Annotated in this window: 30 protein-coding genes and 2 pseudogenes; 11 read left to right on the top strand and 21 right to left on the bottom strand. The window is 69.4% G+C overall.

Annotated features, from left to right (window positions below):
- Positions 1–52 precede the first annotated feature (52 nt).
- On the bottom strand, positions 53–364 hold the full coding sequence (locus ACQP0P_RS25350) for a hypothetical protein (protein ID WP_433358988.1): 312 nt from the start codon (positions 362–364) through the stop codon (positions 53–55).
- Between the two features lie 154 nt (positions 365–518).
- On the opposite strand from ACQP0P_RS25350, the gene ACQP0P_RS25345 reads away from it, so the two are divergent.
- Positions 519–749, top strand: a complete 231-nt coding sequence (locus ACQP0P_RS25345) for a hypothetical protein (protein WP_433358987.1) — start codon at positions 519–521, stop codon at positions 747–749.
- 85 nt (positions 750–834) lie between these two features.
- Here ACQP0P_RS25345 and ACQP0P_RS25340 read toward each other — a convergent pair whose 3' ends face one another.
- Entirely contained in the window at positions 835–1,656 is an 822-nt protein-coding gene (locus tag ACQP0P_RS25340) for an isocitrate lyase/PEP mutase family protein (protein WP_433358986.1), read from the bottom strand.
- Positions 1,653–2,444 (bottom strand): cytochrome P450, encoded by a 792-nt coding sequence (locus tag ACQP0P_RS25335; RefSeq protein WP_433358985.1) that lies wholly within the window; start codon positions 2,442–2,444, stop codon positions 1,653–1,655. The genes ACQP0P_RS25340 and ACQP0P_RS25335 overlap by 4 nt, the downstream gene beginning before the upstream one ends.
- Before the next feature lie 150 nt (positions 2,445–2,594).
- Here ACQP0P_RS25335 and ACQP0P_RS25330 point away from each other — a divergent pair, with 150 nt between their 5' ends.
- Positions 2,595–3,482, top strand: a complete 888-nt coding sequence (locus ACQP0P_RS25330; RefSeq protein ID WP_433358984.1) for a LysR family transcriptional regulator — start codon at positions 2,595–2,597, stop codon at positions 3,480–3,482.
- A gap of 108 nt (positions 3,483–3,590) precedes the next feature.
- Here ACQP0P_RS25330 and ACQP0P_RS25325 read toward each other — a convergent pair whose 3' ends face one another.
- Positions 3,591–4,325, bottom strand: a complete 735-nt coding sequence (locus tag ACQP0P_RS25325) for a CTP synthase C-terminal region-related (seleno)protein (protein WP_433358983.1) — start codon at positions 4,323–4,325, stop codon at positions 3,591–3,593.
- A gap of 77 nt (positions 4,326–4,402) precedes the next feature.
- Between ACQP0P_RS25325 and ACQP0P_RS25320 the strand changes: the two genes are divergently transcribed.
- On the top strand, positions 4,403–5,308 hold the full coding sequence (locus ACQP0P_RS25320) for a LysR family transcriptional regulator (protein ID WP_433358982.1): 906 nt from the start codon (positions 4,403–4,405) through the stop codon (positions 5,306–5,308).
- Here ACQP0P_RS25320 and ACQP0P_RS25315 read toward each other — a convergent pair.
- From ACQP0P_RS25315 to ACQP0P_RS25305, 3 genes are all read right to left on the bottom strand, one after another.
- A complete protein-coding gene (locus ACQP0P_RS25315) occupies positions 5,251–6,612 on the bottom strand; it encodes a serine hydrolase domain-containing protein (RefSeq protein ID WP_433358981.1) in 1,362 nt (453 codons plus the stop codon). The genes ACQP0P_RS25320 and ACQP0P_RS25315 overlap by 58 nt on opposite strands.
- Before the next feature lie 149 nt (positions 6,613–6,761).
- The gene (locus tag ACQP0P_RS25310; RefSeq protein ID WP_433358980.1) at positions 6,762–6,977 is read right to left on the bottom strand and encodes a hypothetical protein; all 216 of its coding nucleotides are present in this window, start codon (positions 6,975–6,977) and stop codon (positions 6,762–6,764) included.
- A 538-nt stretch (positions 6,978–7,515) separates the two neighbouring features.
- Entirely contained in the window at positions 7,516–8,466 is a 951-nt protein-coding gene (locus ACQP0P_RS25305; protein ID WP_433382088.1) for a helix-turn-helix domain-containing protein, read from the bottom strand.
- Between the two features lie 221 nt (positions 8,467–8,687).
- On the opposite strand from ACQP0P_RS25305, the gene ACQP0P_RS25300 reads away from it, so the two are divergent.
- The 3 genes from ACQP0P_RS25300 (at position 8,688) to ACQP0P_RS25290 (ending at position 11,479) form a co-directional block, all read left to right on the top strand.
- Positions 8,688–10,343 carry a serine hydrolase gene (locus ACQP0P_RS25300; protein ID WP_433358979.1) on the top strand — a complete coding sequence of 552 codons (1,656 nt, stop codon included), beginning with the start codon at positions 8,688–8,690 and terminating at the stop codon, positions 10,341–10,343.
- A gap of 233 nt (positions 10,344–10,576) precedes the next feature.
- Positions 10,577–10,759 carry a hypothetical protein gene (locus ACQP0P_RS25295; protein WP_433358978.1) on the top strand — a complete coding sequence of 61 codons (183 nt, stop codon included), beginning with the start codon at positions 10,577–10,579 and terminating at the stop codon, positions 10,757–10,759.
- Positions 10,760–10,891: 132 nt separating this feature from the next.
- The gene (locus ACQP0P_RS25290) at positions 10,892–11,479 is read left to right on the top strand and encodes an Rv1733c family protein (RefSeq protein WP_433358977.1); all 588 of its coding nucleotides are present in this window, start codon (positions 10,892–10,894) and stop codon (positions 11,477–11,479) included.
- 249 nt (positions 11,480–11,728) lie between these two features.
- Here ACQP0P_RS25290 and ACQP0P_RS25285 read toward each other — a convergent pair whose 3' ends face one another.
- The 4 genes and pseudogenes from ACQP0P_RS25285 to ACQP0P_RS25270 form a co-directional block, all read right to left on the bottom strand.
- Entirely contained in the window at positions 11,729–14,119 is a 2,391-nt protein-coding gene (locus ACQP0P_RS25285) for an ATP-binding cassette domain-containing protein (protein WP_433358976.1), read from the bottom strand.
- A 14-nt stretch (positions 14,120–14,133) separates the two neighbouring features.
- The gene (locus ACQP0P_RS25280) at positions 14,134–14,331 is read right to left on the bottom strand and encodes a hypothetical protein (protein WP_433358975.1); all 198 of its coding nucleotides are present in this window, start codon (positions 14,329–14,331) and stop codon (positions 14,134–14,136) included.
- A 90-nt stretch (positions 14,332–14,421) separates the two neighbouring features.
- Positions 14,422–14,514: pseudogene (locus ACQP0P_RS25275) on the bottom strand (AraC family transcriptional regulator); the annotation flags it as partial.
- A gap of 151 nt (positions 14,515–14,665) precedes the next feature.
- Positions 14,666–15,415: a TetR/AcrR family transcriptional regulator gene (locus ACQP0P_RS25270; RefSeq protein WP_433358974.1), complete on the bottom strand. Its 750-nt coding sequence runs from the start codon at positions 15,413–15,415 to the stop codon at positions 14,666–14,668.
- A 162-nt stretch (positions 15,416–15,577) separates the two neighbouring features.
- Between ACQP0P_RS25270 and ACQP0P_RS25265 the strand changes: the two genes are divergently transcribed.
- The 3 genes from ACQP0P_RS25265 (at position 15,578) to ACQP0P_RS25255 (ending at position 16,963) form a co-directional block, all read left to right on the top strand.
- Entirely contained in the window at positions 15,578–16,081 is a 504-nt protein-coding gene (locus tag ACQP0P_RS25265; RefSeq protein ID WP_433358973.1) for a nitroreductase/quinone reductase family protein, read from the top strand.
- Positions 16,082–16,461: 380 nt separating this feature from the next.
- Positions 16,462–16,743, top strand: coding sequence for an integration host factor, actinobacterial type (gene mihF / locus ACQP0P_RS25260; protein ID WP_433358972.1), 282 nt, complete (start codon positions 16,462–16,464; stop codon positions 16,741–16,743).
- Entirely contained in the window at positions 16,682–16,963 is a 282-nt protein-coding gene (locus tag ACQP0P_RS25255) for a DUF4158 domain-containing protein (protein ID WP_433358971.1), read from the top strand. Before mihF ends, ACQP0P_RS25255 begins: the two co-directional genes overlap by 62 nt.
- Before the next feature lie 46 nt (positions 16,964–17,009).
- Here the strand turns inward: ACQP0P_RS25255 and ACQP0P_RS25250 are convergent, their stop codons facing one another.
- The 5 genes from ACQP0P_RS25250 to ACQP0P_RS25230 form a co-directional block, all read right to left on the bottom strand.
- The gene (locus ACQP0P_RS25250) at positions 17,010–17,174 is read right to left on the bottom strand and encodes a YkvA family protein (protein WP_433382085.1); all 165 of its coding nucleotides are present in this window, start codon (positions 17,172–17,174) and stop codon (positions 17,010–17,012) included.
- Positions 17,175–17,361: 187 nt separating this feature from the next.
- Positions 17,362–17,880: a pyridoxamine 5'-phosphate oxidase family protein gene (locus ACQP0P_RS25245; protein WP_433358970.1), complete on the bottom strand. Its 519-nt coding sequence runs from the start codon at positions 17,878–17,880 to the stop codon at positions 17,362–17,364.
- Between the two features lie 17 nt (positions 17,881–17,897).
- A complete protein-coding gene (locus tag ACQP0P_RS25240) occupies positions 17,898–19,355 on the bottom strand; it encodes an MFS transporter (protein WP_433358969.1) in 1,458 nt (485 codons plus the stop codon).
- Complete coding sequence (locus ACQP0P_RS25235; RefSeq protein ID WP_355560472.1) at positions 19,352–19,810, bottom strand: SRPBCC family protein; 459 nt, start codon at positions 19,808–19,810, stop codon at positions 19,352–19,354. Before ACQP0P_RS25235 ends, ACQP0P_RS25240 begins: the two co-directional genes overlap by 4 nt.
- Positions 19,810–20,160, bottom strand: a complete 351-nt coding sequence (locus ACQP0P_RS25230) for an ArsR/SmtB family transcription factor (protein WP_433358968.1) — start codon at positions 20,158–20,160, stop codon at positions 19,810–19,812. Before ACQP0P_RS25230 ends, ACQP0P_RS25235 begins: the two co-directional genes overlap by 1 nt.
- 144 nt (positions 20,161–20,304) lie before the next feature.
- Here ACQP0P_RS25230 and ACQP0P_RS25225 point away from each other — a divergent pair, with 144 nt between their 5' ends.
- Together ACQP0P_RS25225 and ACQP0P_RS25220 are read left to right on the top strand one after the other, a co-directional pair.
- Complete coding sequence (locus ACQP0P_RS25225) at positions 20,305–20,919, top strand: tyrosine-type recombinase/integrase (protein WP_433382082.1); 615 nt, start codon at positions 20,305–20,307, stop codon at positions 20,917–20,919.
- A gap of 14 nt (positions 20,920–20,933) precedes the next feature.
- Entirely contained in the window at positions 20,934–21,209 is a 276-nt protein-coding gene (locus ACQP0P_RS25220) for a hypothetical protein (protein ID WP_433358967.1), read from the top strand.
- On the opposite strand, the gene ACQP0P_RS25215 is transcribed toward ACQP0P_RS25220, so the two are convergent.
- The 5 genes and pseudogenes from ACQP0P_RS25215 to ACQP0P_RS25195 all read right to left on the bottom strand — a co-directional run.
- Positions 21,169–22,173, bottom strand: a complete 1,005-nt coding sequence (locus ACQP0P_RS25215) for a HEAT repeat domain-containing protein (protein ID WP_433358966.1) — start codon at positions 22,171–22,173, stop codon at positions 21,169–21,171. The two genes, ACQP0P_RS25220 and ACQP0P_RS25215, sit on opposite strands and share 41 nt — an antisense overlap.
- 3 nt (positions 22,174–22,176) lie before the next feature.
- Entirely contained in the window at positions 22,177–22,848 is a 672-nt protein-coding gene (locus tag ACQP0P_RS25210) for a HEAT repeat domain-containing protein (protein WP_433358965.1), read from the bottom strand.
- A gap of 47 nt (positions 22,849–22,895) precedes the next feature.
- Positions 22,896–23,255, bottom strand: a complete 360-nt coding sequence (locus ACQP0P_RS25205; RefSeq protein ID WP_433358964.1) for a recombinase family protein — start codon at positions 23,253–23,255, stop codon at positions 22,896–22,898.
- Between the two features lie 116 nt (positions 23,256–23,371).
- On the bottom strand, positions 23,372–24,577 hold the full coding sequence (locus ACQP0P_RS25200; RefSeq protein WP_433358963.1) for an erythromycin esterase family protein: 1,206 nt from the start codon (positions 24,575–24,577) through the stop codon (positions 23,372–23,374).
- Positions 24,578–25,136: 559 nt separating this feature from the next.
- Positions 25,137–25,319: pseudogene (locus ACQP0P_RS25195) on the bottom strand (Tn3 family transposase); the annotation flags it as partial.
- Positions 25,320–25,347 lie beyond the last annotated feature (28 nt).

The raw sequence follows: 25,347 nt of genomic DNA, 5'->3' as shown, positions 1-25,347 counted from the left end.
TTCGGACTGTTACCACCCTAGCGAGTGGTCTGTCCGGAATCCTTGGAGCACCTCAGATGATCTGCTCGGCGAAGAAGGACAGCAGGGCCGGGTACCCGACCCGCATCGCCGCCGCCTGGTCGTCGTCCACCACCGAGCTCGCCTGGAACGCCGGCCCGACGCGGTTCAGATAGCTGCGCTCCTCGTCCAGCGGCAACAGCTCCAGCACGGTGTCCCGCAGCAGGTCGAGCGGCGTGAACCGGCGCGCGGCCACGGCGGCCATCCGGATCCCGATCCAGACACCGATGTGCTCCAGCGCCAGCAGCATCTGGTCCTTCGTCGTGACGTACTCCTGCTCGGCATGGCGGGCGCGCTGGGCTATCACGTCGCCGAGGCGATGGGTGTGCCGAGTATGGGGGTGCACCTGCAACCGATCGACCCCATGGGAGACTTTCCGCCGGTCGCTCGGGCGTTGGGGGAACCGCAGGGCGGCCCGGCTCGCGTTCGAGGTGCCCGCCGCCGGCCCGCTGCTCGCCGGGATGAGCACGAGGATGCGGGCCCGGCTCGGGCTGCCCCCGCTGACCCCGCGCGCCCTCTACCGGCGCCGGGAGAGCACGCGCTGGCCGGCCTTCCACGGGGTCAGCCCGCTGGTGCTGCCGCGCCCGGCCGACTGGCGGCCGGGGCTGGAGATCACGGGTTACTGGTGGCCGCTCCGGCCGCGAGGACGACGTGCGGCGGTGGGGACCGCCTGGCGCCAGGTCCGGATGTAGACCTGCGCGCAGGCAGGCGCCTCGCTCCTGCGCGCCGCCGGGCTCGTGGCCGGCGAGCGGTGCGGCAACACCGTCAGGCACCGGCTCACGCCTCTTGGACTGGAGTTCCACTACCAGGCCGTCTGACATCCAGCCGGTAGCGGTGCAGTGCCTCGACCTGCTCGTAGGACGGAACGCCTGCGGTGACCGGTTCACCATCGGCCACGCCCAGCGCCGTGGTGACGGCCGCGTGCAGCGCCGCCCGAAACAGCAGCGACCCGTAGCTGATCCGGGCCACGCCCAGATCGGCCAGCCGTCGTACCGGCACGCCGGGCCGGACGAGCACGTTCAACGGCACCCCGGTCCCCGCCACCAGCGCCTCGATGTCGTGCTCGGTGCTCGCACCCGGCACGAACACCCCGTCGGCGCCCGCCTCGGCGTAGGCGCGGGCCCTGGCCAGCGCCAGTGCCCGCGCATCCGGCAGGTCCAGCCAGAACGCGTCGGTCCGCGCGTTGAGGAACATCCGGGGAACCCGTCGCTTGACGGCGGCGATCAGTTTCGCCTGTGCCGAGGCATCCGCCAGGCCGGTGCCGCGCCCGTCTTCGAGGTTGATCCCCGCCACCCCCAGCCCGGCCAGTTGCGCCACCAGGTCGGCCACCTGGCCGGGCGTCTCGCCGAACCCTGCCTCGATGTCCACGGTCACCGGGATCCCCAGCCCCGTGATCGTCCGTGCCAGCGCCAGCGTCTCCTGCCGCGTCGCCCGTCCGGCGTCCGGTTTGCCCGCGGCGGCGGCCACCCCCAGGCTTGTCGTCCCGATCGCGGCGAACCCCGCCCGTGCCAGCGCCGCCGCGGAGGCGTGGTCCCATGCGCAGGGCAGCAGCAACGGCTCATCCGCGTGGTGCAGCGCCCTGAACCGCTCGAATGTCATCGGGCCACCGCCTCGACCGTTCCGGCCGCCAGCGCCAGCGCCACCCGCCTGCCGGGGCAGGCCCGTGGCCCCGCGCCGAACGTCAGGTGCGACAGAGCCCGCGGATCCCGGTTGGCCGCCGCGATGTCGAGCATCACGGCCCTTCCGTCGCCGGGCGCCCTGCGCCGCAGCGTCCGGACCGGAGGATCGCGGCGCAACGTCTCGTCGAGCAGTTCCTCCACCGTCTGCTCCACCGTCTGCGACGCCGCTGCCGTGGCCAGCGCGCCGCGGACCAGCCCGGCCGTGGGACCGCATGCCTGGGCGAGCAGTCCCGCCAGCACGGCCAGCCGCTCAGGAGCCGGATCGCCCAGGAGTCGTGCCAGCCGCGCCAGCCCCTCATCGGCGGCCTCGGTGTCCACCTCTTCACGCCCCGGCAGGTAGGCCGGGGCGAGCGCCGTGACGGCCTCCACGGCCCGTGGCCCGTCCTGGGCCGGTACTCCCAGCGCGACGGCCAGCACCAGCACCGGAACCAGTTCCGGGGGACAGGGCAGCGGGCCGGCGTCCCGTGAGGCAAGCCGGAACGCCTCGGCGCGTAGCGCGTCGGGGTCCAGCCCGGCCAGCACCGCCTCACCGGCGGCCCGGCGCTCGGCGTGCGTGGATCCCTCGGCGAAGCGGCCGACCGCACCGCGCAACCATGCCACGCTCAGCGCGAACGGCGGCCGCGGTACGGGGTCGACGGTGAATCGGGGATCGGCCAGCACGGCCCGTACCTCGGCGTGGCCGCTCACCACCAGCGGGTCAGATGTCATGACCGGCAGGCTAGAGGCCGGACGCTTCGGCGCTCACCGAAGCGTCCACGTGGCCCGACGGCGGTTCCGGGACTTCGGCTCCTCCCGGGGCGGCCACCTGCCGATCAGAAGTCCCAAAGATGGATATTCCGGTAGCTAGAATTTTCAGGTATGGAACTGAGGCAGCTCGAATACTTCGTCGCGGTCGCCGAGGAGCAGAACTTCACCCGGGCGGCCGAGCGGGTGCACATCAGCCAATCCGGTGTCAGCGCCCAGATCCGCCGGCTGGAACGTGAACTCGGCGCCGAACTCTTCGACCGGTCGGCGCGCACCGCCACCCTCACCGTCGCGGGAAAGGCCGCGCTCGCACACGCCCGCGCCGCGCTCGCCGCCGCCGGAGCCCTCGGCCAGGCGGTGGGCGAGGTGACCGACCTGATCCGGGGCCGGCTCACCGTCGGCATGGTCATCGGCTGCACCGTCACACCGCTGTTCGACGCCCTGGCCGCGTTCCATCGGGCACATCCCGGCGTGGAGATCTCCCTGCTGGAGGACAACTCCGACCGGCTCGTCGAGGGGGTGCGCGCCGGCACCGTCGACCTGGCTCTCACCGGGACCGCGACCGCCGCCCCGGAGGGGGTGAACGCGTTGACAATCGTCAGCGAGCGGCTCGTCGCGGCGGTCCCCGCCGGGCATCCCCTGACCGGGCGGCACCGGGTCACCCTGCGCGACCTGGGCGCCCACCCGCTCGTGTGCATGCCACCGGGTACCGGCCTGCGCACGGTGTTCGACCAGGCCTGCGCCGCGCAGGGCCTCCAACCGATGATCGCGCTGCAGGCCAGCGCCGCCGACGCCATCGCCGATCTCGCCACCCGCGGGCTCGCCGTCGCCATCCTCAGCGAGTCGATGGCGGCGCACTACCGCGACCGGCTCACCGCCCTGCCCATCGACGATCTCGAAGCACCCGCCCTGCTCATCCTGATCTGGAGGAGCACGCACAACCCCGCTGTGCGCGAGTTGCTCGCCCACAGCAGGCAGGCGTTCACTCAGGGCTCGCCGTAGCGCTTCCGGAGTCCTCGACCTCGTAGACACCGGCCTTCGCTCAATGCGGCGTCGTAACCCGGTCCACCGGCGATTTCGCATGCGAAACGGTGCCAGAAGGTGGTGCGCTCACGGCTGCCGGTCATGCCTCCGGCCAGGTCCGCCAGGTGCGGCCGACCTGGCCCGGCTGACGGACGCCGAGGCGAAGGCGCCGATGACCGGGTGCGGGCGGCGTCCGTCGCCGGCCAGTTCCGGCTGGAAGAGGGTGGCAAGGAAGAACGGGTGCTCCGGCAACTCCAGGACCCGCACCAGCCCCGCCTCGTCGTGACCGGTGAAGCGCAGCCCGCCCGCCTCCAGGGCGGGCAGGTAGACGGGGTTGGGGCCGAAGGTGCAGTAATACCTCTCCACGCTCTTCTCCGCGCCGATGATCCTCTCGGCCAGCGACCCCGGCTCCAGCCGGACGGTGTTCTCGTGGCCCGCCAGCGAGCACGCCAGCGGTAGTAGCAGGAAGTTCTCGGCACCCGGATCGTTCTCGGCGTGCGCGACGGGCATGTTCAGCACATTGCGCGCGTACTCCAGCAGGGCGTGCTGGAAACCCCCGCAGGTGCCCAGGAACGGGATGCCGTGCTCGCGGGCGGTGCGGGCGGCGTTCAGCGCGCCGGCCTCGCTGCGATACGGGCTGCCGGGCACCATCCAGATGCCGTCGAACCCCTCCAGGCCGGCGGTGTCGGTGGTGGGGATCCAGTAGGCGTCCAGGTTCAGCCCGTCGCGCTCGCGCAGCGCCTCCAGCAGCGCGGGGATGCGGGTGTGAGACCGGACGGCCGGTGATTTGTCGCCTACCAGGGCGATCCTCGCGGTGGTCATGCCCCGATCATGGCCCGGCTGCCGAGGTAAGCACCAACGATGATTCTTGCTGGGTCGATAAGCGATACTGATGCTCCGTGGACCCGCATCTGCTGCGCACGTTCGTGGTCGTCGCCGACCGGCGCTCCTTCTCCGCCGCCGCCGCCGAGCTCGGCTACACCCAGTCGGCGATCTCCCAGCAGATCGCCGCGCTGGAGGCCGACCTGGGACTGGCACTGCTGAGCCGCCGTCCGGTGCTGCCCACCCCGGCGGGGGAGCGCCTGCTGGAACACGCCGGACCGCTGCTGCTGCGCCACCGGGCCGCCCGCGCCGACGTGCTACGCGCCGCCGCGGGCCCGGCCGGGCGGCTGACCGTGGCAGCCTCCCCGCTGGCCTGCCTCCCGGCGATCGCACGGGGCCTGTCCTCGGCCGCGTCGGACGGGGTGGAGGTGCGGCTGCGCACCGTCGCCCGTGAGCGCGTCGCCGGCGAGGTCGCCTCGGGCTTGGCCGACCTCGGCCTCGTCGACGGGATCACCGCGCCCAGCGATCCGTTGCGGCTGCCGGACGTGGGGCCGCTGTCCGGCTTTGGGGTCGCCGAGGAAGAGCTGGTGGTGGTGTTGCCCGCCGGCCACCCGCTCTCACACCGGCGCGGCCTGGCGCTGACCGACCTGACCGACGCGCTGTGGCTGCGGACGCCGGTCGCCGTACCGGTGGAGCGGCTGCGCGAGCTGGCCGGCGGGGGCGGGTTTCGCGCCGCGCTGCGCTACGACGGCGAGGACCTGCACACGGTGCTGAATCTGGCCGTCGCGGGGAACGGCCTGGTCCTGCTGCCCGCCTCGGCGACGGCCGGAGTGACGCGGGGGGTAGCGCTGACCGCGCCGCGGGTGGTGCACCGGGTGGAGGTCCTGTACGCCGAGCCCGCGGGCCAGGCCGCCGCGCTCGCCGCTCAGCTGCGCCAGCCGCCCTCGTCCACCCCGCCGGGCACCTCCGCCCGCGGATCGTAGGGGGTACGGGTGAAGACGAAGGTGTTGAGATCCAGGTGGCTGGGGGAGCCGTCGGGCCCGCGGACCACACGCAGGGTCTCACCCGCGTAGTAGCCGTCCAGTCCCAGCCAGGTCCCGTCGGCCTGGGCGGCGAACCGGGAGGCCCGGCCGGCGCCGCCGACCGGGTTGAGGGAGACACCGCCTTCGGGCAGCAGCCGCAGCACGTACGCGCTGGGCCCCCAGTACCACGGGCCGGTCAGCTCCAGCAGGCCCGCGCTGTCGGCGACGGGCACCCACTCCTCGGGCAGGCGCGGCTCGTGCTGGTCGAGGATCGCCAGCAGATCGGTCAACAGAGCGCGGCTGACACCCGAGGTGGAGTTGGCCATGAACAGCACGCCGACCCTGTCGGACGGATCGGCCCACACCGTGGCCAGGAAGCCCGGCATGGAGCCGGTGTGACCGGCCAGGCGGCGGCCGTTCGCGCGGGCCAGCTGCAGCCCCAGACCGTACCCGCCGGTCCAGGCGTCGCCGTCGTCGACGGTCGCGGGTTCGCGCATCTCCGCCACGGTGGCCGGGGCGAGCACGCCGCCGGTGTCGCCGGCCACGAACGCCGCCCACCGGGCAAGGTCCGCGGGGGTGGACCACAGTTGCCCGGCGGGAGCCATGGCGGCCGCGTCATGCTCGGGTTCGGGCAGCAGTACGTCCGCCCAGGGGTGCACGGCGTAGCCGCACGCGTGCGGCGCGCGCGGCCGGGGCGTGGTGTCGCGCATGCCCAGCGGCCGCAGGATCTCCTCGTCCACGGCCCGCGCCCAGCTCACGCCGCGGTGGCGGGCCACCAGCTCGCCCAGCAGGGCGAAGCCCACGTTGGAGTAGTGGTAGCGGCGCCCGGGACGGTGCTTGGCGGCGTCGGGCCCGAGCGCGGCGACCAGTTCCTCGGCCGGCACGCCGGGGGTCCGCTCCCACCACTGACCCGGCGACTCGGCACTCAGCCCGGAGGTGTGCGACAGCAACTGGGCGACGGTCACCTCGCCGACGCCGGTCCCGAGACCGGGGACGTGCTTGGAGACCGGGTCGAGCAGATCCACCTTCCCCTCGTCGCGCAGGCGCATGACCACGACCGCGACCAGGCTCTTGGTGATCGAGCCGATGCGGTACTGGGTGAGGAGGGTGGGGGCGGCCCCCTCCACCCGGCCTCGCGCGCCGAACCAGGCCGGCTCCCCGTCGCGCACCACCGCGGCGGTCAGCGAGGGCAGGCGCCCCTGGGACTGCTCCACCGCGACCCTGCGCAGCAGCGCGCGAGCCGTACTCTCCAGAACCGGCGACATGAGATGGCTCCTCCCCGACACGACAAAAGTGCCCCCAGGTTAGTGCCGCCATAGCCTGGGTGGCATCGTCGGCGGCTCGTCTGAGTGATCTCCGTGTACGGCTCGCGGTGGCATCCGGGACATGTCGGTCCGCGGAAGATGGAGGCCTCTCAAGCCCCGGTCAGGAAGTCACGGATCCGGCCGGGCCGGGAGGGCACGAGCAGGCTGTAGCCCAGGTCGAGGAACACTTCCTCCCCGAGTGGGAGATCGGCCCGCATGTGCCCCCCGTGGAACAGGATCACGGCATCCTCGCCATGCCGCTCCAACCGGTACTCCACCGGGCCCGCGCTCAGTGTGGCCACTGCCGTGCGGCCCTGTGATCTCATCGAACTCAACGCCTCTCCGACAAGCTCGGCTGTTTTCCCGCCGGAGGACACGGTGCCCCTGTCGCCCGGCGTCTTGGAAGTGTCGTCACGCGGAGCAGATCAGGCCGGGTGTGAGGACTTCGGCCAAGACGTCAGAGCAGCAGGCGCACCGCGGCGAGCGAGGTGAGCCCCAGCCTGGTGCGTTAGGTCGAGGCCACCTGTTCATCGCGGGCATTCCTCCGTCACCGACGGGGTCGCCATAATACTGGCCGAAAAACGAGCGGATATCGGCAAATGACTTACTGGCCAGGGTGGATTCGGCTCCTGGGCTGTCCCGACGATATGAGTGCCGGGCCTTCGAACGGGTCCAGACAGGCGCAGCCGGCCCAGTCGCGCGCCTGCGGTTGGGCAAGGGGATCGGCGGAACAGGTGGCGGCGTGGTCGGCCAGTCAGGCCAGGAACAGCAGGACTCGGGAGCGGTTAGGTGCGCCGGGTCTCATCCGACAGCGGCGCGCGTTCCAGCCCGGCGGCGTACTCGCTCAGGACGGTTCCGGCTTCGTCATTTTCGAGTCCCTCGGGTCGAGCACGGACTGACGATCAGTGCGTCGCGTTGCGCGGAGCTCAGGCGGTCAGGCCTCGGGGTGATGGCGTACGCGCCGCGCCCGACCTGCTCCACGGTGAGCGGGTCGGAGAGGATCGGACGACGGCTGATCGCGTCCAGGGCGTCGGCCGCCCGCTGGATGGGCCAGTCCAGTGCCGCGGCGAGTTCGTCCACGCCGAGTGGCCGAGCGGCGTACACCAGCGCGGCCAGCACTGTCAGCGCGTCGTGCACGACGGCCTCGGTGAGGCCGCTGTCGTCCATCTGCTCGCTGATCCAGGTGAAGAACTGAGCCATCTGGCCCAGCCGGGTGCCGGCGGGCGTGCCGGCACCGAAGATCTCGATCCCGTGCCGCGCGGCCGCCGCGACCTCGGCGTGTGCCCCGGTGTCGGCTTTGAACGCCCGGAGCCAGACGTCGTCGTCGATGACGTACCGCTCGCGGCGGCCGGAATCCTGTGTGCGCCTGACCAGCTCGATCGCCTCGAGGTAGCCGATGGCCTTGGACACCGACGCCGGGCTGACCTGTAGCCGGCGTACGAGCTCGGCGGACGTCAGGCCCCCGGAGTCGGAGGTGAGCAGGCAGACGAACACACGAGCGGGCATCCGGGGAAGGCCGGTCCCGGCCAGCAGCGTCGCGAACTGCTCCACGAAACCGCGCACGGACTCGGCCGGCCGCCCGTCGGCTGGTGGCTCCGTGGCCTGAACCGGTCTGCGGCGGCGGGCGCGCTGCCCGGCGGCCTGCTGGGCGCGGTCGGCCAGGTAGCCGCTGGGCGCGCTGTTGCGTGCCACTTCGCGGCTGATCGTGGATGTGGGTCTGCCCAGCCACCTGGCGATCTCGGCGTATCCCAGCCCTTCGGCCAGCCAGATCGCGATCTGCTGGCGATCCTCGTGGGTCAGCCTGCCTCCGGGCATCGGCTCGTCCTCCTGTCGGTTCGGGTCCACGGGTGCGTTCACCAACAGTACATTGCAACGGCTGGTTGCCGTGGATTGCATTTATCAACAATGCTGTTGCAACGATCAGCATGAAAGTCCAGTACTAAAGCACATTATTGAAGGTCTTTCGTTGACGAGACTTGAAATGCAACGTAGCCTTTTCTTGCTTGGAAAGAACCGGACAGGACGAGGAACCCCTTATGGCAAGAGCGTTGGATGTGACCCGGATTCGAGCTCGCGTCTCCGAGCTGCTCGCGGAGTACCGGATTCCGAGTGCCGCGATCGGCGTCCTTCGCGACGGGGAGATCACCGACTTCGCGGTCGGCGTCAAGAACATCTCCACGCGGGAGCCCGCGAGGACCGACACCATCTACCAGTGCGGCTCCGTATCCAAGACATGGACCGCCCTCGCCTTCATGCAACTCGTCGACGAGGGGAAAGTCGCCCTGGACGAGCCGGTGCGGACCTACCTTCCTGATTTCCGGGTCGCCGACCCCGACGTCAGCGCCAAGGTCACACCCCACCATCTCCTCAACCACACCAACGGCATCGAGGAGAACTACGGAGATCCGGGCGAGGACGACGACGTGTACGAGCGCATGGTGGAGAACATCGCCGGCGCATGCCAGGTCCACCCCTTGGGCCACACTCACGGCTACAGCGCGGCCCTGGGCTACGCGATCCTCGCCCGCATCATGGAGGTGAGCGACGGCAAGCGGTGGGACGACGTCATGAAGGATCGCCTGTTCGACCCCTTGGGACTGACCTCGACGAGCAGCCGGCGTGAGCACGCGGACCAGAACCGTGCCGCGACCGGATACCTGACCCGATCCCTCGCAGAGGGACCCGTCCTCTCACCGCTGGGTCACCTGCCGCGCTCCTTCGGCCCCGGAGGCAACGTCAACACGACAGCCCGGGAATTGCTCACGATGGCGTACGTCTTCCTTAACGAAGGAAAGGCGCCGAACGGGACCAGAATCGTCTCACCCGGCATCATCCGCGAAATGACGGAGTCACGGGTCCCCATACCTGACCCGTACATGTTCGGGCCGGAATGGGCACTCGGCCTCATCGTGTGCGATTGGCACGGCCAAACCGTCTACGCCCACGACGGCAGTGCAGTCAGCCAGAGCGCCCGCCTGCGGATCCTGCCGGAATCGAACATCGCCGTCTCGATGCTGGCGAACGCCGGGCCGCGCGACAGCTTCTACCGGAAGGTGTTCAACGAAATCCTGGCCGACCTCGGCGCGGTCACGATCCCCGACCTGCCGGAGCCCGACCCGACCCTGGCCCTCGACCTGTCCAGGTACGAAGGCTCCTACGAGCGCCCCGGCACCCGCTACGAAGTGGTGGCCGAACGCGGAAAACTCCACCTCAAATTCACCCTGAACCCCATGGAGGCGCAACTCCTCAATAAACCAGAACAGCTCGACTACGAGCTGTCCCCGATCAGCGAGGCCCACTTCTTGATGCCTTCGGACGATCCGCTCGAGGACCCTCAGACCGTCGCGATCTACGACTTCAAGAATGGTGCCGCACAATATCTTCACATCAATTGCCGAGTGAATCCGAGAGTCAATGAGGAGGGTGCCACAGTGCACGTCATGGCTGTTTCCACGATTTCCGACAACGACGGCTTCTGGGATTCCCTGAAGAAGGCGTACGGCCGGCTTCCCAAGGGGGCCAAGTGGACGCTGGCGGTGGCGAGCACCGACGCGACCAAGGCAGTGAACGTCATCGTCCATGACTCGATCGACGGCGTCAGGAGCTTCTTCGAGGACCACGCCGGCCCCTTCGCTGCAACGGAATACTTCGAGGCCGACGCGTCCAACTCGGTCGGTCTCCCGACGACGTAACCGCTCCTTGCACTGCCGTCCGCCCAAGCCGCGATGGCGGCGCACCATTCGGATCCAATTGACCTCCTCGCCGAGATCGAGGTGGACCTCCATGCCGTCCAGTGGCGCGTTCAAGTCGTAGACGTGATCCCCGAAACGGCGCACGTTGTCCTCCTGGTAGGGGGACAACGTGCGCCACATCGGCGCGATGCGCCGCCTGCCCCTCGCTGCGCAGCCGGTTGAGCACCAGCGACATGTCCAGCCCCATCCGCCACCCCACCCCCGTCTACCCGTGGTCACTCGCCTGGCACACCGTCAACCACCACCCCGACCTCGGTAAACTCCGCGACCACCTGAGCCACGTGCCCACACCGGCCCCGCCGGCCGACACCTGGAGCCCCCTCACGACCGGGGAGAATGAGCCAGGCATAGGCTAGGAGCAGTTGCCCGGCGGCGCCCGCTCTCGCCGGGAGAGGGACCTTCGGCTCTGACCACGGCCAGCCAAAGACCCTGGTACGCCAGGTACACACGCCGCACGGTGGAGGCAACACCACGGGGGAGGTGGCCCGATGAGTTCCTTCGGCTACCGGATCCGGTGCCGTCTGCGCCTGCATCGGTTCGACAGCAACCCTTTGCGCAGACGCTCGGACCGGATCGAGACGGTCGCCGTGCTGGTGAGCCTGCTGCTTTTCGTCGCCGGACTGTGGCCGGCGGCCGGGATCGGCAGGCAGGCCTACCAGGACGGCCTGCGGGCCGAGCTCGCGGCCCCCTACCGGCGGGCGGTCGCCGCCGAGGTCGTGGGCACAAGCCGCCCGGCGGAGCCCAGCCTCGGCGGGCAGGTGCGCACGGTGCGCTGGACGGCGGCGAACGGGACCCCGCGCACCAGCCAGGTCATGCTCCCCTCGGCGGTCCCGGTCGGCTCGCGCACCGAGATCTGGCTGGATGCCACGGGCAGGCCCACCGATCCCCCGCAGAGCCGTGTGGAGACGGTCACGGTCGCCACGCTCACCGCGATCGGGGTGATGGCGTGTATCTCGATGATCCTGCTGGTCTTCCTGGTCGGCCTCCGGGTGCTGCTGAACCGCTACCGTGACGCCGAGTGGGAGAGGGCGTGGTCCCTCGCCGACCAGCGATGGCACAGGCCGAAGCAGGGCTGACCTCTGCCGTGCCGTCCGCTCCGACGAACGCCGACAGCGGGGTGTCGCGGATGCGGATCAGGTTGCCCGCGGGATCGCGGACGGCGCAGTCGCGCGAGGTCGCTCAGGCGCTGCGCCGCGGCGGGTCTGCCGGTCACCTGTGAGATCGTGCCACATACGAATGTATGCAGACGAACACGCCCCTTTACCGGTCGGGACGAGTCGAAACAGATGAGAGAACTCGTCTCACGGTGTCCGCGAGGACCTCGGTCAGGTGCCCACGTAGGCCGCGAGGTGCTCGCCGGTGAGGGTGGAGCGGGCGGCGACGAGGTCGGCGGGTGTGCCCTCGAAGACGATCCGGCCGCCGTCGTGGCCGGCGCCGGGGCCGAGGTCGATGATCCAGTCGGCGTGCGCCATGACCGCCTGGTGGTGCTCGACGACGATGACCGACTTGCCGGAGTCGACGAGCCGGTCGAGCAGGCCGAGCAACTGCTCGACGTCGGCGAGGTGCAGGCCCGTGGTCGGCTCGTCGAGGACGTAGACGCCGCCCTTCTCGGTCATGTGGGTGGCCAGCTTGAGCCGCTGCCGCTCGCCGCCGGACAGCGTGGTGAGCGGCTGGCCGAGGCTGAGGTAGCCGAGCCCGACGTCGGCGAGCCGGTCGAGGATGGCGTGCGCGGCCGGCGTGCGCGCCTCGCCGGCGTCGAAGAACTCCTCGGCCTCGGTCACCGACATCGCGAGCACCTCGCTGATGTCGCGGCCGCCGAGGTGGTGGTCCAGCACCGACGCCTGGAACCGCTTGCCCTCGCACTCCTCGCAGGTGGTGGCGACGCCGGCCATCATCGCCAGGTCGGTGTAGATGACGCCGGCGCCGTTGCAGTTGGGGCAGGCGCCCTCGGAGTTGGCGCTGAACAGCGCCGGCTTCACGCCGTTGGCCTTCGCGAACGCCTTGCGGATCGGGTCGAGCAGTCCGGTGTAGGTCGCCGGGTTGCTCCGTCGCGAGCCGCGGATCGCGCCCTGGCCGATCGAGACCACACCCGCGCGGCCGGGGATCGACCCGTGCACGAGCGAGCTCTTGCCGGAGCCGGCGACACCGGTGATGACGGCGAGCACCCCGAGTGGGATGTCGACGTCGACGTCGCGCAGGTTGTTGGCCGTCGCGCCGCGGATCTCCAGCTTGCCGGTGGGCTTGCGCACCTTCTCTTTGACGACGGCCCGGTCGTCGAAATGGCGGCCGGTGAGGGTGCCGCTGGCCCGCAGCCCCTCGACGGTGCCCTCGAAGCAGACGGTGCCGCCCGCCGTACCGGCGCCGGGGCCGAGGTCGACGACGTGGTCGGCGATCGCGATCGTCTCCGGCTTGTGCTCCACGACGAGCACCGTGTTGCCCTTGTCCCGCAGCCGCAACAGCAGGTCGTTCATCCGCTGGATGTCATGGGGGTGCAGGCCGATGGTGGGCTCGTCGAAGACATAGGTGGTGTCGGTGAGCGCGGAACCGAGGTGGCGGATCATCTTGACCCGCTGTGCCTCGCCGCCCGACAGCGTGCCCGACGGCCGCTCTAGCGACAGGTAGCCCAGCCCGATCTCCACGAAGGAGTCGAGGGACTGCTGCAGCGCGATGAGCAGCGGCGCCACCGATGGATCGTCCAGATCGCGCACCCAGCCGGCCAGGTCGCTGATCTGCATCGAGCAGACGTCGGCGATGCTGATCCCCTTGATCTTGGAGGACCGGGCCGCCTCGCTGAGCCGGGTGCCACCGCACTCGGGACAGGAGGTGAACGTCACCGCCCGCTCCACAAAGGCCCGGATGTGCGACTGCAGCGCCTCCTTGTCCTTGGACAGCATCGACTTCTGGATCTTCGGGACCAGGCCCTCGTACGTCAGGTTGATGCCGTCGACCTTGATCTTGGTCGGCTCCTTGTAGAGCAGGTCGTGGAGCTCGGCCTTGGTGTACTTGCGAATCGGCTTGTCGGGGTCGAAGAAGCCGCAGCCGCTGAAGATCCGGCCGTACCAGCCGTCCATGCTGTAGCCGGGGATCGTGAGCGCACCCTCGCTGAGCGACTTGGAGTCGTCGTAGAGCTGGGACAGGTCGATGTCGGTGACCCGGCCCATGCCCTCGCAGCGCGGGCACATGCCGCCGGTGATACTGAAGTCGCGCCGCTCCTTCACACTCTTCCCTCCGCGCTCGAACGAGACCGCACCCGCTCCGCTGATGGAGGCGACGTTGAAGGAGAAGGCCTGGGGCGAGCCGATGTGCGGCCGGCCGAGCCGGCTGAACAGGATGCGCAGCATCGCGTTGGCGTCGGTGACGGTGCCGACCGTGGAGCGGGGGTTGGCCCCCATCCGCTCCTGGTCGACGATGATCGCGGTCGTCAGCCCTTCGAGGACGTCGACCTCGGGCCGTGCCAGCGTCGGCATGAAGCCCTGCACGAAGGCGCTGTAGGTCTCGTTGATCAGCCGCTGTGACTCCGCGGCGATCGTGCCGAACACCAGCGAGCTCTTGCCCGAGCCGGAGACGCCGGTGAACACCGTCAGCCGACGCTTCGGGATCTCGACGCTGACGTCCTTGAGGTTGTTCCCGCGCGCACCCTGCACGCGGATCAGCTCGTGGCTGTCGGCAATGTGCAGCGCAGGCGACTGCGTGTCCGTCCTCGTGGCCATACCCATCATGTCTCCATCTGTTAAGCGGGGCCGCCTGCACGGTCCCCGTCGGCGTCGCCTGGCTTGATCTGATCAGCTTCGAGCAGTATGTCTGGTTCTCCTCCGTCGGCGTGGTCGCGGCAACGGTCCGCTGTCCACCTGATCAGCGTGTCGGCCGGGGGCGCGACGAACCGGTCACCCCGCTCCTGTGGCAGCGCGTCGATCTCGATCATGGACACGTCGCGGGTGTGGCCCGGCCCCAAAGGCCAGAGAGGCGTCCGGGTCGTCGTGCGAGAGGAAGCTCGCGTGAACGATGATGTCCATGGCGGTCAGGCTAGTTGCGGCTCCGTGACCCGCGCTTCTCGATTCCTGATCGGTCTGGTCACCTGTTTCGCCACGCACGATGGCATCCCCGCCGGCGCGCGTCGCATCGGTACTCAACACCTCGCAATTTCTGTTGCGTGGCGTGCTCCCTCTCGCCACCTCACGCCGAAAAGAGCGCGAGACCGCCGGATCGACACCCGCTCTCCCACGTTCCGCTGCACAGCACCACATCAAGCGGGTCTCCCTCTATCACGACCCCTCTCCGTGTTCGTGGCGCACGATGACCCCTGAGTTCCCGGTGGCCCCTGCCGACTCGGACCGCGCCGCTGGGGCCTGGGAGCTGCGACATCCGTTCGGGGGCGTGGCCTTCACCGCGGACAGCAGGAGGTCGATGCCGAAGGAGTAGTAGGCGTCGAGATCAGGGGGAGTGGAGAGGGTGGCGGCGAAGGCGGCCAGGTGGGGGTAACGACCGGGAGGCAGGCGTTCCAGGTCGAGGCGATGTTGCCGCCTGAGCTCCGTGGCCTCCTCCTCGTCGCTTCCGCCGCCGGGCTGGCAGGACACCATCGCGGTGGCCCCCAGGAGCAGGTAGGTGGCCACCTGGTCGGCTTCCTGGAGCGTGAACCCGGCCTCGGTAAGCAGCCCGATCGCGGTGTCAGTGGCCCGGAGGTACCCCTCGGCCGCACTCTTGTCGATCATCGGTAGCAGGGTGGACAGGTATGGGTGTGCGCGAGTCTGCTCCACCAGCGCGGTGATCATCGTGCGCAGGCGCCGGCTCCAGGGCCGGTTCGGGTCCACGTCGGCGACGAGCGCCGCGAGCAGGTGGTCGGCGAGCGCGGAGAGCAGTTCGTCCTTGTTCTTGACATGCCAGTACAGCGCCGTCGGCGTGACGCCGAGCTCGGCGGCGAGCCGGCGGATGGTCACCGCCTGAAGCCCGTCAGTGTCGGCGAGCTTCAAGGCCTGCTCAATGACGGCCTGGCGGGTCAGTTTCTCGGGAGCCACTTGACAACCATACGCGGTACAGGATCTCCTAAGCAACGTACATGTACAACGTTCATGAACGATGTACAGGGCAGGTCGGTAGCTGATTAGGCGACCGTTTCCGTGGGGAGGCACGCATCGCGGTCATCCCGACAAGACCAGATCCACAAGGGGGCGCCAGACATGAGACACGACGAGAGGGCCGGACCCACACGCCTGCACCGCTTGGACCACTGGCTGTATCGCGGCGGTCGGCCTAACCGCCTGGCGCGGGCGATCAACCGGGTCTGGGCCACCGTGTTCGCGGCCGGGGTGCTGCAGCCGGACCGGATGGTGACCCTGCAGGTGCCGGGCCGGCGTACCGGCCGCGTCATCTCCTTCCCGCTGGTCGTCGCGGACTACCAGGGCGAGCGCTACCTGGTGGCGATGCTCGGCCAGAACACCAACTGGGTGCACAACGTCCGCGCGGCCGAAGGACGGGCGGTGCTGCGGCACGGCCGCAGCGAGGCGGTGCGCCTGGACGAAGTCGATCCCGGATCCCGTGCGCCCATCCTGCGCCGCTACCTGGCCCGCTCGCCGGGAGGCCGTACCCACCTCCCGGTGGACCCGCAGGCACCGCTGGAGGAGTTCGAGCAGATCTCCGCGCAGTACCCGGTCTTCCGCATCACGCCCGACTCTGGTCGATAGCCCTGCCCCATCCCGCGCGCCACCCATGCCACACCTGAGCCCAGGAGTGAGGTGCCCCTGATCTTCCGGACACAGGTGGACCCAAGGAGGGTGGCCGACGGCAGGACCGCCCTTTCCGCGGCCGCGTTCAGGGCGCCTGGCGGCACCTCGCGGCGTGTGCCCGCCGCGACGCGAGTGCCAGGGCTATCTGCCACGGCTGGGTGAATCGCAGCATATTGGCCTGCGAGTAGGAGCGGTACGGCGAACCGGGCTTACTGTCACATTTGTTGACACTGCTCCATGGTGGAGGGGTGACATCCCCGCCGGACCCGATGATGTCGGGAGGGGACGACAGATGTTGGAGGCCCATCGATGGCGGGTTGACCGCTGAGTAGAGGGCGATGGCCCTGCTCAAGGCAGCGCAGGCGCGGACGGCGCGCAGCGAGCTACTGGCCAAGGTCCGAGCCGGGACGGTCACCGTGGCGGAGGTGTTCGCCATGGCGCAGGACGATGATCTCATCAAGAGGACGAGGGTCTCCCAGGTGCTGCGGGCGGTGCCCGGTTGTGGCCCGGCGAGGGTCGCCGCGGTGATGGCGACATGCGGGGTCGAGGTGAAGCGACGTGTGGGCGGCCTGGGGGAAGCTCAGCGCGAGCGACTGCTCGCCGCGCTCGCGCGCTGGTGAAGGACGTGTCCCCGATGAGGCCGCGCTGGCGCAAGCGCAACGTCGGCGTGGTCTGCACAATCGGCTCGGCTGGTCGCTTCAGTGGGGGACTGTGCGCATGCTCGGCACGTTCCTGACCGACTCCGGCCCGGTCGACGTGCCGGAGGTGGCGATCCGGTATGTCGCCGAGCAGTTGGGAATCAACCCTCCGCTCCCGAAGATGTCCCCAGCCCCAAAGTAGGTTTGATCGCGCTGTCGTGGTTCCGGCGTCCTGCGGCGTGCGCCTGTCAGCCGAGTCCAGTGAGTCGGCAGAGCGCGGTGAAGCCGTCGTCGCTGCCGGGCCAGTGTCGTCGGATGGTGTCCAGACCGGTGCGGCGGACCACGCTGCGTAGGACGAAGAGGACGATTATGGCCTCGTCGGCGTAGCCGAGGATTGGGATGAGGTCGGGGATCAGGTCGATGAGCAGGGCTAGGTAGGCCGGCAGCAGGCCGAGCCGGACCCGCCTTCTGGACCAACCGCCAGGTCCGCCGGAGCGGTCTGTGCACGTCTTGCTGGATGCGCGAGAGCGAGCCCGACATCCTCATTCTGCGACGGTGGCCGGTGCTCGGCCGCCTGACACGCGGCCGCGGAATCAACGGTCAGCGCTGGAAGCGGTAGCGGATCTGGCTGTACGTCTCGCCCTTGCCGAAAGCGAACCCGACCTCCGGATCGATGCGGTACAGCAGAACCTTGCCGGAGCGGATGGCATCACCGAGGCCATACCAGGTGCCGTCCGAGCTGGTCAGGAGGTCGCCGTACTTGCCCTCGTAGGCGTCGGCGGTGGTGCTGCGTTCAGCCGGGTCGCACACCAACTCGGCACGTCCCTCGATGGTGATGTCGATACCGTCCAGGACGTTCGTGCCGGTCGTCATGACGCAGTGGTCGTTGGTGTGGAGGTTACGCGTCTTGCGCTCTTGGTCGCCGGTAGCGAAGTACAGGGCGCCGCCGGTCCAGACGGCCAGCAACGGTGTCACGTGGGGTCGGCCGTCGGGGCGGACGGTAGACAGCCAGAACAGTCGCGCCTGCTCCAGCTCACGCAGTGCGATCGGCCAGGGGATCACGTCGGCGCCGGAGTCGCTGAAGGGGCCGATCTCGGCGACCGGGTCACAGCCGGACATGGAAGCTCCTCAATGGGTCAGGCGGGAATGCGGTCGGTCACGATCTGGTCAACGGGAGGCGCCGCGGTCTCTTTGGTGACCGGTGCCGATCGCTTGCCGAGCATGGCCAGAGCGATGACCAGGCCCAGTGCCGCGACGAGGCCGACCACGCCGAACGCGGCCTGATGACCGGGAACCAGCGTCTGCGGCGCGGCGATCCCAGGCGTGGGTGCATGCGCGGCGACAACGCTGCCGGCGATGGCTACGCCGAGGGCGGTGCCAACCGCGAAGCAGGTATCGGCGAGTCCGGCGGCCAGACCGGAGTGCCGTTCGGCGACACCGGTGAACGCCGCGATCTGGGCACAGACGGTGGCGGTGCCCATGCCCGCCCCGAAGACCAACAGGGCAAAAGTCAGCAGTTCCGGCGAGCTGTGCTCGGACACCACCCTGGTGAGCAGCAGGCAGGCTCCACCGAGCAGGGCAGTGCCGACGCTCGCGACCGGACGCACGCCGATCCTGGTCACAACCCGCTGGCAGACCAGAGCGCCGACGACGGCCGCCACGGTCATCACCCCGGCCGTGAGGCCGAACCGCACGGGCGACCAGCCGAGCACCGACTGCGCGTGGGCGGTGAGGACGATGAGCATGCCGTCGACCGCCATGCCCGTGACGAGAAGCAGGAGGTCGCCGCCGACCAGGGAACGCGACCGCAGGACCCCGAATGGCACCAGCGGCGCCTTGGACCGCCGTTCGATCACGACAAACAAGCCGGTCAGCGCCATCGCACCCGCCAGCGGCCCGAGGACCTGGTGGCTGGACCATCCGACGTCAGGGACGCCGGTGATGGCGTAGACGAACAGCACGAGAGCCGAAGTGACCGTCAGCGCCCCGGCCAGGTCGAAGGAGCGGACACGCACCTCGTTCCGGCTCTCGATCAGCATCACCGGCGCGAGGACCAGCACCACCACCCCGACCGGGACGTTGATCCAGAAGACCCACTGCCAGCCGAGCGTATCGGTGATCAGGCCGCCCAGCAGCAGCCCGGCGGTGGCGCCGAACCCTCCGATCCCGCCCCAGATTCCCAGTGCCCTGTTCCGCTCGCTGCCTTCGGCGAAGGCGTTCGTCACCATGGACAAGGCTGCGGGGGCGATGATGGCGGCCGACACACCCTGCAAAGCGCGGGCTGCGACCAGGGCTTCGACCGTCGGGGCGAACCCGCATCCCAACGAGGCCAACACGCGCAGCGACATTCCGGCCAGGAAGACCCTGCGGCGGCCGAGCAGATCCGCGGCGCGGCCGCACAACAGCAGCAGGCCCGCAAAGGCCAGCGCGTAGGCCGTGACCGCCCACTGGACGGCGGTGCCGTGCGCCCGAAACTCCCGCTCGATGGCCGGCAGGGCGGTGAGCAAGCTGGTGCCGTCCAGGATGGTCATGAAGAACGCCGTGCCCAGCAGCACCAGCACCCGCCACCTCAAGGCGGCCGCCCGCGGGCTCACTCGTGCCCTCCCGCACCCAGCTCGACGCCCAGCGCGTCAAGCCAGTCGCCGGTGCCGTGCTTCCGCCAGGAGGGCTCCTCCCGGCCATCGAGGAAGGCGCCCTGCTCGGTGAGGACCAGCTGCGTGCCCCCATCGGCCGGGCAGAACGCCACGGTCGTCAGCGACACCGTCGCTAGGTCGTCTCCCACGTGCAACATGGAGGTGTAGACGATGCGCTCGTCTGGGACGATGTCGCGGTACAACGACTCAAACGTCATCGACAGGCCGCTGTCCGGGTGGCTGCGGTTGACCTCCCGGCCCCCGACCCGGAAGTCCAGTTCATGGTCCGCATCGGGGGTGGAGAACCAGCGGGCCTTCGCCTTCGGGTTGGCCCATGCCGCGAACACCCGGGCCGCCGTGGCCGGGTAGAGGCGTTCGAGGGTGAACGTGGCGTGTGTGACAGAACGGTCGATCATCACAAGCTCCCTTGCTCCGGTGTGCCAGGATCATCGAGCAGGTAGTCGCCGAGCCGGTCCAGGCGTCGTTCCCAGGACGTGCGCTGCTCGGCAAGCCAGTCCTCGGCCATCCGCAGTACGTCCGGCTCGATGCGGCAGGTGCGGACGCGGCCGATCTTCTCGGATCTGACCAGCCCGCACGCTTCCAGCACCTGGATGTGCTGCATGACCGCCGGTAACGACATCTCCAGTGGCCTGGCCAGTTCGCCGACCGACACCGGCCCGCGGATCAGGCGCTGCACCATCGCCCGGCGCGTTCCATCCGCCAGCGCCTGGAACACTCGGTCCAGCGATCCGCCATAGTTAGGCATGTCCTTAACTATGAGTCGGCACACATTTATAGTCAAGTACTTCCTTAACAATGACCCGATCGTGGTGGCCCGATCTACTGGCGGGCTCGCGCATTTGGCCCTGTTCTCGTACAGCCACGGCGAACGGACATGCAGCACTGCGTGATGCTCGGACTAGGCAAAGCCGACATCTCCCGCGAGGACATCCCCAAGACCGCGCCCAAGGCGATGAACGCCCCCGCTCAGATCCGCTGGCTGCGCGCCGAGAACTGGCCACACCTCCGCGACCGCGCCCTGGCCCTGCTGCCCTTCTACGCCGGGCTGCGCGTCGGCGACGCCGTCGCCCTGGACGTGCCCGACGTGCGCATCTCCGCCCGCAAGGGCCTGCTGATCGTCTACGGCAAGGGCGGCAAGATCCGCGAAGTGCCCATCCACCCCCAGCTACGCCAACCCCTGCTCTACTGGCTGGACGAGCGCCGCACCTGGCCGGGCGCCGCCACTACCAAGGCCCTGCTCCTCAACCGCCGCGGCGGCCGCCTCTCGGCCCGCGCCGCCTCCGCCATCTTCACCGCCATCGCCCAAGCCGCCGGGCTGGAAGACCCCGCCACCGCCCACATCGGCCGCCACACCTTCGTCACCCAGCTGATCCGCGGCGGCGAAGACCTCGTCACCGTCGCCGAACTGGCCGGCCACGCCCGCCTCGACACCTTGCGCATCTACAGCCAGCCCACCGACGACGACAAACAGGCCGCCCTGCGCCACCTCACCGTTGACCGCTAACAAGCTTGGGCGAGATGACCAACCCAGACGACACCACCCCCGCCGCCACCGAGCAGAACCCAACAGCTCATGGCCACACCACCCACACTGTGCCTCTGCGGCCCGACGGCTGGCCCGACTGGCTCGGACGACGCCCCATGACCAGCATCGACGAGTACGGCGGAGCACTACTGCCGCGCCTGCTGGCCCCGGAGGAGACCGTCGAGATCAGGGGGCTGTACGACAAGGACGACACCCAGGAAAGATCCGTTATCGTGCGTTGCGTATCCCGAGAATGTATGCCGCAGTAAGCGCAACGGCACGGTCTTCGTCATGTGACAGATCTGCCAGGGCACGTGACGCGGTGATTCCCGGGATATCCGCGAGCGCCTGTGTCAGCCGTCGACGTGCAGACGATTCAACGGTGCCGTGGGCGAGGCGATCAACGAGCCTGGTGGCGATCTGATCCGCCAACGCGGGACGACTCGCCAGCGCGCTCAGTACATCGGCTGCATCGACGTCGTTCGTCCCCTCGACGACCATATCGACGAGCGTCGGGACCGTGTCGGCCACTCCACGTGCCCCGAGCGCCAGAGCCGCATACCTGCGGACCACGATGTCGGGGTTCGCGAGGGCCTCTTGCAGCAGTGCGGTCGCCTCACCGTTCGGAATCTCAGCGATGGACTGGACGGCACGTTTCCGCACCTCGGCCACTGGTGAGCCGAGGCCCTCCGCCAGCAGTGCCAGTCCGCCGTCGCCCCATTGCGCCAAAGCCCATCGAAGGGCTCCGGCGACGTTCGGGTCCGTCTCGCTCAGCGCCGCCTCGACCAGTGCCTCCACTGGCACCGGAACCTCTTCGACTGAGGACAGGGCCGCGCGCTGGCGCTTCCCGGCGCTCTTTGACCCCAGCGCCTGGAGGAGCGCAACGATCTGGAGGACGTCCTCCCAGCCGGCGGGTTTTGCGGCACCGATCCGACGGAGCCGCGTGAGCAGCTCCCTCTCAGTCGCAATGCGTTCTCGCGTCTGGCGGATGAGGTCGTCGACGAGCTCTGCGGGCGTGAAGCCGGGATCATCGAGCGCGCGCCCGACTTCACGCAGCGACAATCCCAATGACCGCAGGCTCTCGATATGGAAGATCCGCCGGATGTCCTCGCTGGAGTACTCTCGATAGCCGGCGCCGGTACGACCCGTTGGCCGCATCAGGCCGAGCGAGTCGTAATGCCTGAGCATGCGGGCGCTGACCCCGGACCGTCGTGCCACATCACCGATCAACACCGCCTACCACCCCTCCTGGCCGGTCCTGCCGAGGGCTACCACGCGCTTCGCCTCCTTGATCGCGAACTCGAATCCGGCATCGGGGTCGCGCAACAGCCGTTCCGTGGCGATCGCGTGCGCGCGCACGCGAGGGTCGAGATCCGTCATCGCAGCGCGCAGAGCCGGCACAATCACCTCACCGAGCGCGATCAGCGCCCGGCTGAGGCTCAGCTGCGTCTCGCGTTCGCCGCGCCCGAGTTGTGTCGACAACACTGCGGCCAACTCGGGCTCTTGACCTTCGGGCACGAGCACGACCGCTGCCCGCCAGGCGCTCCGCGCCACCTCATCGTCGGCGTCGGACAGAAGCGCCCGTGTGATCGCCGGCCACGCTTGCCGATCCCCGATCTTGGACAGCGTGTGCAACGCCTGGCTTCGTGCCTGCGCACGCTCCGAGCGGACTTCGTTGAGAAGCTCTGGGACCGTCATTGACGCTGAGTGGCGGGTGAGTGCCCACGTAAGCATGTCGCGCACGTAGAAGTCGGGTTCGATCGCGCATCGTTCGATGAGCTTGTCGATGAACCGCGGGTCAGGGGTCGTGCCGACCGCCAGCGCTGCCCGCAGCCGCACTGACGAGCGGCTGTCCTCCAGCCCCTGGAAAGCTCGAATCGTATCCGTGTCCTGTTTCGGCATGGTCATCGGGACCACCTCCTTGACACAGTGAAGACCTTGTCACTGTGTCAAGGTCAAGCGGGGTCACGCCGCGAGATCACCAGGCACCCTGCTCGGTGGCCAGGTCGGCCAGGGACACCTCGCCCTCGGCGTATCGCCGGCGGATGGAGCGCCGGGCGGGGTTCGGGCAGTTTGGGTTGCTTGCCCTTGAGCTTGCCGTTCTTCTTCGCCAGGGCCATGCCCTCGCGGGTGCGCAGGTGCCCGAGGTTGGCCTCGAACTCGGCGACCATGGCGAGGGTCTGCAGGAACAACCGCCCGAACGGGTCGTTCCAGTCGTAGACGGATGCGCCCAGGCCGAACAGGACGCCGCGGCCGGACAGGCCGGTGAGGATCTGGTTGACCTCGGCCGTGTTGCGGGCGAAATAGCCCCCCATCACCGGAACAGTTCGCGGAACACCTTGACCTGAGCGTCCAGCCTGATCGCTCGGTGTTCCGGTGAGGGATCACCTAACGGAACACCCGCGAGTGGACATCCTGGCCAAAGGGTGGCTCAGATTTCCTTGACGAAGATGATGGCGTCGGTTTGGTCGGTGGTGGCCGGGTCGAGGGGGAGGTAAGTGTGGTCGGCCGGGACGCGGAGCGTCGGCTGCCGGTCGAGGACCGCGGCGAGGCGGGCGGGATCGATGACGGCGCGAGCGTCAGGGAGGGCCGACAGCAGCCCTTCGAGGGTGTCGGGCTGGGGGACGTCGGAGCCGCGGGTGCCAAAGGTGGTGGCTGCAAAGGCGTACTGCTCGCCGAGGTGTGTGCCGACGATTGCCCCGGCGCTCCACCACTCCAGCGTCCGGCCCGCCAGAGGGCCCCAGCCCTCCGGTAACAGCCAGCGGCTCCTGTCTTTCTGCAGGTGGCGGTTGTGGGCGAAGGCGAGGGTGGGGCCGCGACGGGCCTCGCGGCCCACGATGGCTTCGAGGTTGTCGGCCATCACCGCGTCGCGCAGGCACATCAGCGTGCCGATGCGGGTTGCCGCGGTGTCGGCCATGCCTGCGTGGTAGCGCAGGAGCCCAGCAGCGGTGCGGGCGTACAGGTCAGCGCGCCACCAGCCGTCAGGGGAGATGGCGGCCGTCAAGTGAGGGGTGTGTGCGGTGAGCAGCGTGCGCAGGTCGTCGGCGATCAGGCGTAGTTCCTTGGCCTCAGGGGTGCGGCCGACGGACTGGGTGGGATCCGTGGTTACGGCCGGGTTAGTCCAGCGCTCGTCGGGGCCGATCAGCTCGTCGAGGGTCTCGCGACTCCAGGCCAGGTCGAGGTGGGCGGCGAGGTAGTCGTGCAGTGCGGTCAATGCTGGGCGGGGGCTGGCGGCGCCGGTCATCTCCAGGGGGCCGTCGAAGCCGTAGAAGCGGAGCCGCTCCTGTGGCGGACGCTGCTCGTTGTAGGCGCGCATCCAGCGCACGAGCTCGCGATTGGCGGGTGAGGCGCCGAGGCCATGGCTGAAGCCGCGGCTCATCGCGTCGTCGAGGGTCCCGAGGCCGTCGGCGACGTACGCGTCGGCGGCTAGCGCCGCCAGGCAGTCGCTCTCGATGGCGATGGAGCGGTAGCCCTCTTGTTCGACGAGGTGGCGGAAGAGCTCGTTGCGCAGTTCGGGGAAGGCTTCGACGCCGTGAGTGGGCTCGCCGAGGCCGAGCATGCGGGTGGCGGGGGGCAGGAGCGCGGTGAGGGTATCGCCGGTGAAGGGACGCACGGCGTCCCGAATCGAGGCCGTCATTTCTTTAACTGTATCGTTGAATCTCTCGTGTAAAGTTTGGCGGCATTTCCGGTTATTGACGAGGACATACCTTCAAAGTGCGGTTGCGACCCATCGATCTGGTACGCGAGCACAGCCTGTACACCCAGGCGGTGCGTAACCACGAGGAGGCGGGGATCCCTGCTGCCAACCGAGCGCTCGCTGCACGGCTACGCCTCTACGCTCCGCGCCATGCGGCGGCGTTGCGGACATTCCTCGCGTTGATCCGGCGCACGGTCACGCGACTGTGGCCGCTGTCCTATTGGCTGCCGGACCGGCGGCCCTCAGCCAGGCCCCTGACACCTGCGCAGGTTGCAGGAGGAGGTGCCCGGGGGCCTCATCGCCAGCGCTAGTCGTTGTCCCAGTCCGGCTCGTCCGGGTTGCGCAGCTCCCGGATCCCTGGGGTCTACACCCCCTCCTCATCCACCCCGCCGCTGTCGGGGAGGTCGGGGATCTCGCGGAGCTGTCGCAGGCCCTCGGCCGGCGCGAAGGAGGAGATGGAGTAGCGACCCAGGACGTTGAGGTGGGCGTGGCCGAGCGGGGACAGCCGGTGCCGGGGCTCCTGGACGGTGAGCTGCTTGTTCAGTTTGCGGCGGTAGGTGTCGTCGATCGGGTCCAAGATGGACAGCAGGTGGAGGGTCTTGTCGATCCGGCCGTACTCGGCGAACGCCTGCCCGAGCGGGGTGGGCCGCCCGCCTCGGGCGAACATGCGCAGCAGGTCGTAGCCGGGACCTGGTTGGTCACCAGCGATC

The sequence above is a fragment of the Streptosporangium sp. CA-115845 genome (genome assembly GCF_050943795.1).
Lineage (GTDB): Bacteria > Actinomycetota > Actinomycetes > Streptosporangiales > Streptosporangiaceae > Streptosporangium.
Note: the sequence above shows the minus strand (reverse complement) of the source record. Positions and strands in the feature narration are given on the sequence as shown.

What these genes read in the sequence shown, in the direction of transcription:
- ACQP0P_RS25345 (WP_433358987.1), top strand. Translation starts at nt 519, where the DNA reads ATGAGCACGAGGATGCGGGCCCGGCTCGGGCTGCCCCCGCTGACCCCG.
- ACQP0P_RS25340 (WP_433358986.1), bottom strand. Translation starts at nt 1,656, where the DNA reads ATGACATTCGAGCGGTTCAGGGCGCTGCACCACGCGGATGAGCCGTTG.
- ACQP0P_RS25335 (WP_433358985.1), bottom strand. Translation starts at nt 2,444, where the DNA reads ATGACATCTGACCCGCTGGTGGTGAGCGGCCACGCCGAGGTACGGGCC.
- ACQP0P_RS25330 (WP_433358984.1), top strand. Translation starts at nt 2,595, where the DNA reads ATGGAACTGAGGCAGCTCGAATACTTCGTCGCGGTCGCCGAGGAGCAG.
- ACQP0P_RS25325 (WP_433358983.1), bottom strand. Translation starts at nt 4,325, where the DNA reads ATGACCACCGCGAGGATCGCCCTGGTAGGCGACAAATCACCGGCCGTC.
- ACQP0P_RS25315 (WP_433358981.1), bottom strand. Translation starts at nt 6,612, where the DNA reads ATGTCGCCGGTTCTGGAGAGTACGGCTCGCGCGCTGCTGCGCAGGGTC.
- ACQP0P_RS25310 (WP_433358980.1), bottom strand. Translation starts at nt 6,977, where the DNA reads ATGAGATCACAGGGCCGCACGGCAGTGGCCACACTGAGCGCGGGCCCG.
- ACQP0P_RS25305 (WP_433382088.1), bottom strand. Translation starts at nt 8,466, where the DNA reads ATGCCCGGAGGCAGGCTGACCCACGAGGATCGCCAGCAGATCGCGATC.
- ACQP0P_RS25300 (WP_433358979.1), top strand. Translation starts at nt 8,688, where the DNA reads ATGGCAAGAGCGTTGGATGTGACCCGGATTCGAGCTCGCGTCTCCGAG.
- ACQP0P_RS25295 (WP_433358978.1), top strand. Translation starts at nt 10,577, where the DNA reads ATGTCCAGCCCCATCCGCCACCCCACCCCCGTCTACCCGTGGTCACTC.
- ACQP0P_RS25290 (WP_433358977.1), top strand. Translation starts at nt 10,892, where the DNA reads ATGAGTTCCTTCGGCTACCGGATCCGGTGCCGTCTGCGCCTGCATCGG.
- ACQP0P_RS25285 (WP_433358976.1), bottom strand. Translation starts at nt 14,119, where the DNA reads ATGGGTATGGCCACGAGGACGGACACGCAGTCGCCTGCGCTGCACATT.
- ACQP0P_RS25265 (WP_433358973.1), top strand. Translation starts at nt 15,578, where the DNA reads ATGAGACACGACGAGAGGGCCGGACCCACACGCCTGCACCGCTTGGAC.
- mihF (WP_433358972.1), top strand. Translation starts at nt 16,462, where the DNA reads ATGGCCCTGCTCAAGGCAGCGCAGGCGCGGACGGCGCGCAGCGAGCTA.
- ACQP0P_RS25245 (WP_433358970.1), bottom strand. Translation starts at nt 17,880, where the DNA reads ATGTCCGGCTGTGACCCGGTCGCCGAGATCGGCCCCTTCAGCGACTCC.
- ACQP0P_RS25235 (WP_355560472.1), bottom strand. Translation starts at nt 19,810, where the DNA reads ATGATCGACCGTTCTGTCACACACGCCACGTTCACCCTCGAACGCCTC.
- ACQP0P_RS25230 (WP_433358968.1), bottom strand. Translation starts at nt 20,160, where the DNA reads ATGCCTAACTATGGCGGATCGCTGGACCGAGTGTTCCAGGCGCTGGCG.
- ACQP0P_RS25225 (WP_433382082.1), top strand. Translation starts at nt 20,305, where the DNA reads ATGCTCGGACTAGGCAAAGCCGACATCTCCCGCGAGGACATCCCCAAG.
- ACQP0P_RS25220 (WP_433358967.1), top strand. Translation starts at nt 20,934, where the DNA reads ATGACCAACCCAGACGACACCACCCCCGCCGCCACCGAGCAGAACCCA.
- ACQP0P_RS25210 (WP_433358965.1), bottom strand. Translation starts at nt 22,848, where the DNA reads ATGACCATGCCGAAACAGGACACGGATACGATTCGAGCTTTCCAGGGG.
- ACQP0P_RS25205 (WP_433358964.1), bottom strand. Translation starts at nt 23,255, where the DNA reads ATGGGGGGCTATTTCGCCCGCAACACGGCCGAGGTCAACCAGATCCTC.
- ACQP0P_RS25200 (WP_433358963.1), bottom strand. Translation starts at nt 24,577, where the DNA reads ATGACGGCCTCGATTCGGGACGCCGTGCGTCCCTTCACCGGCGATACC.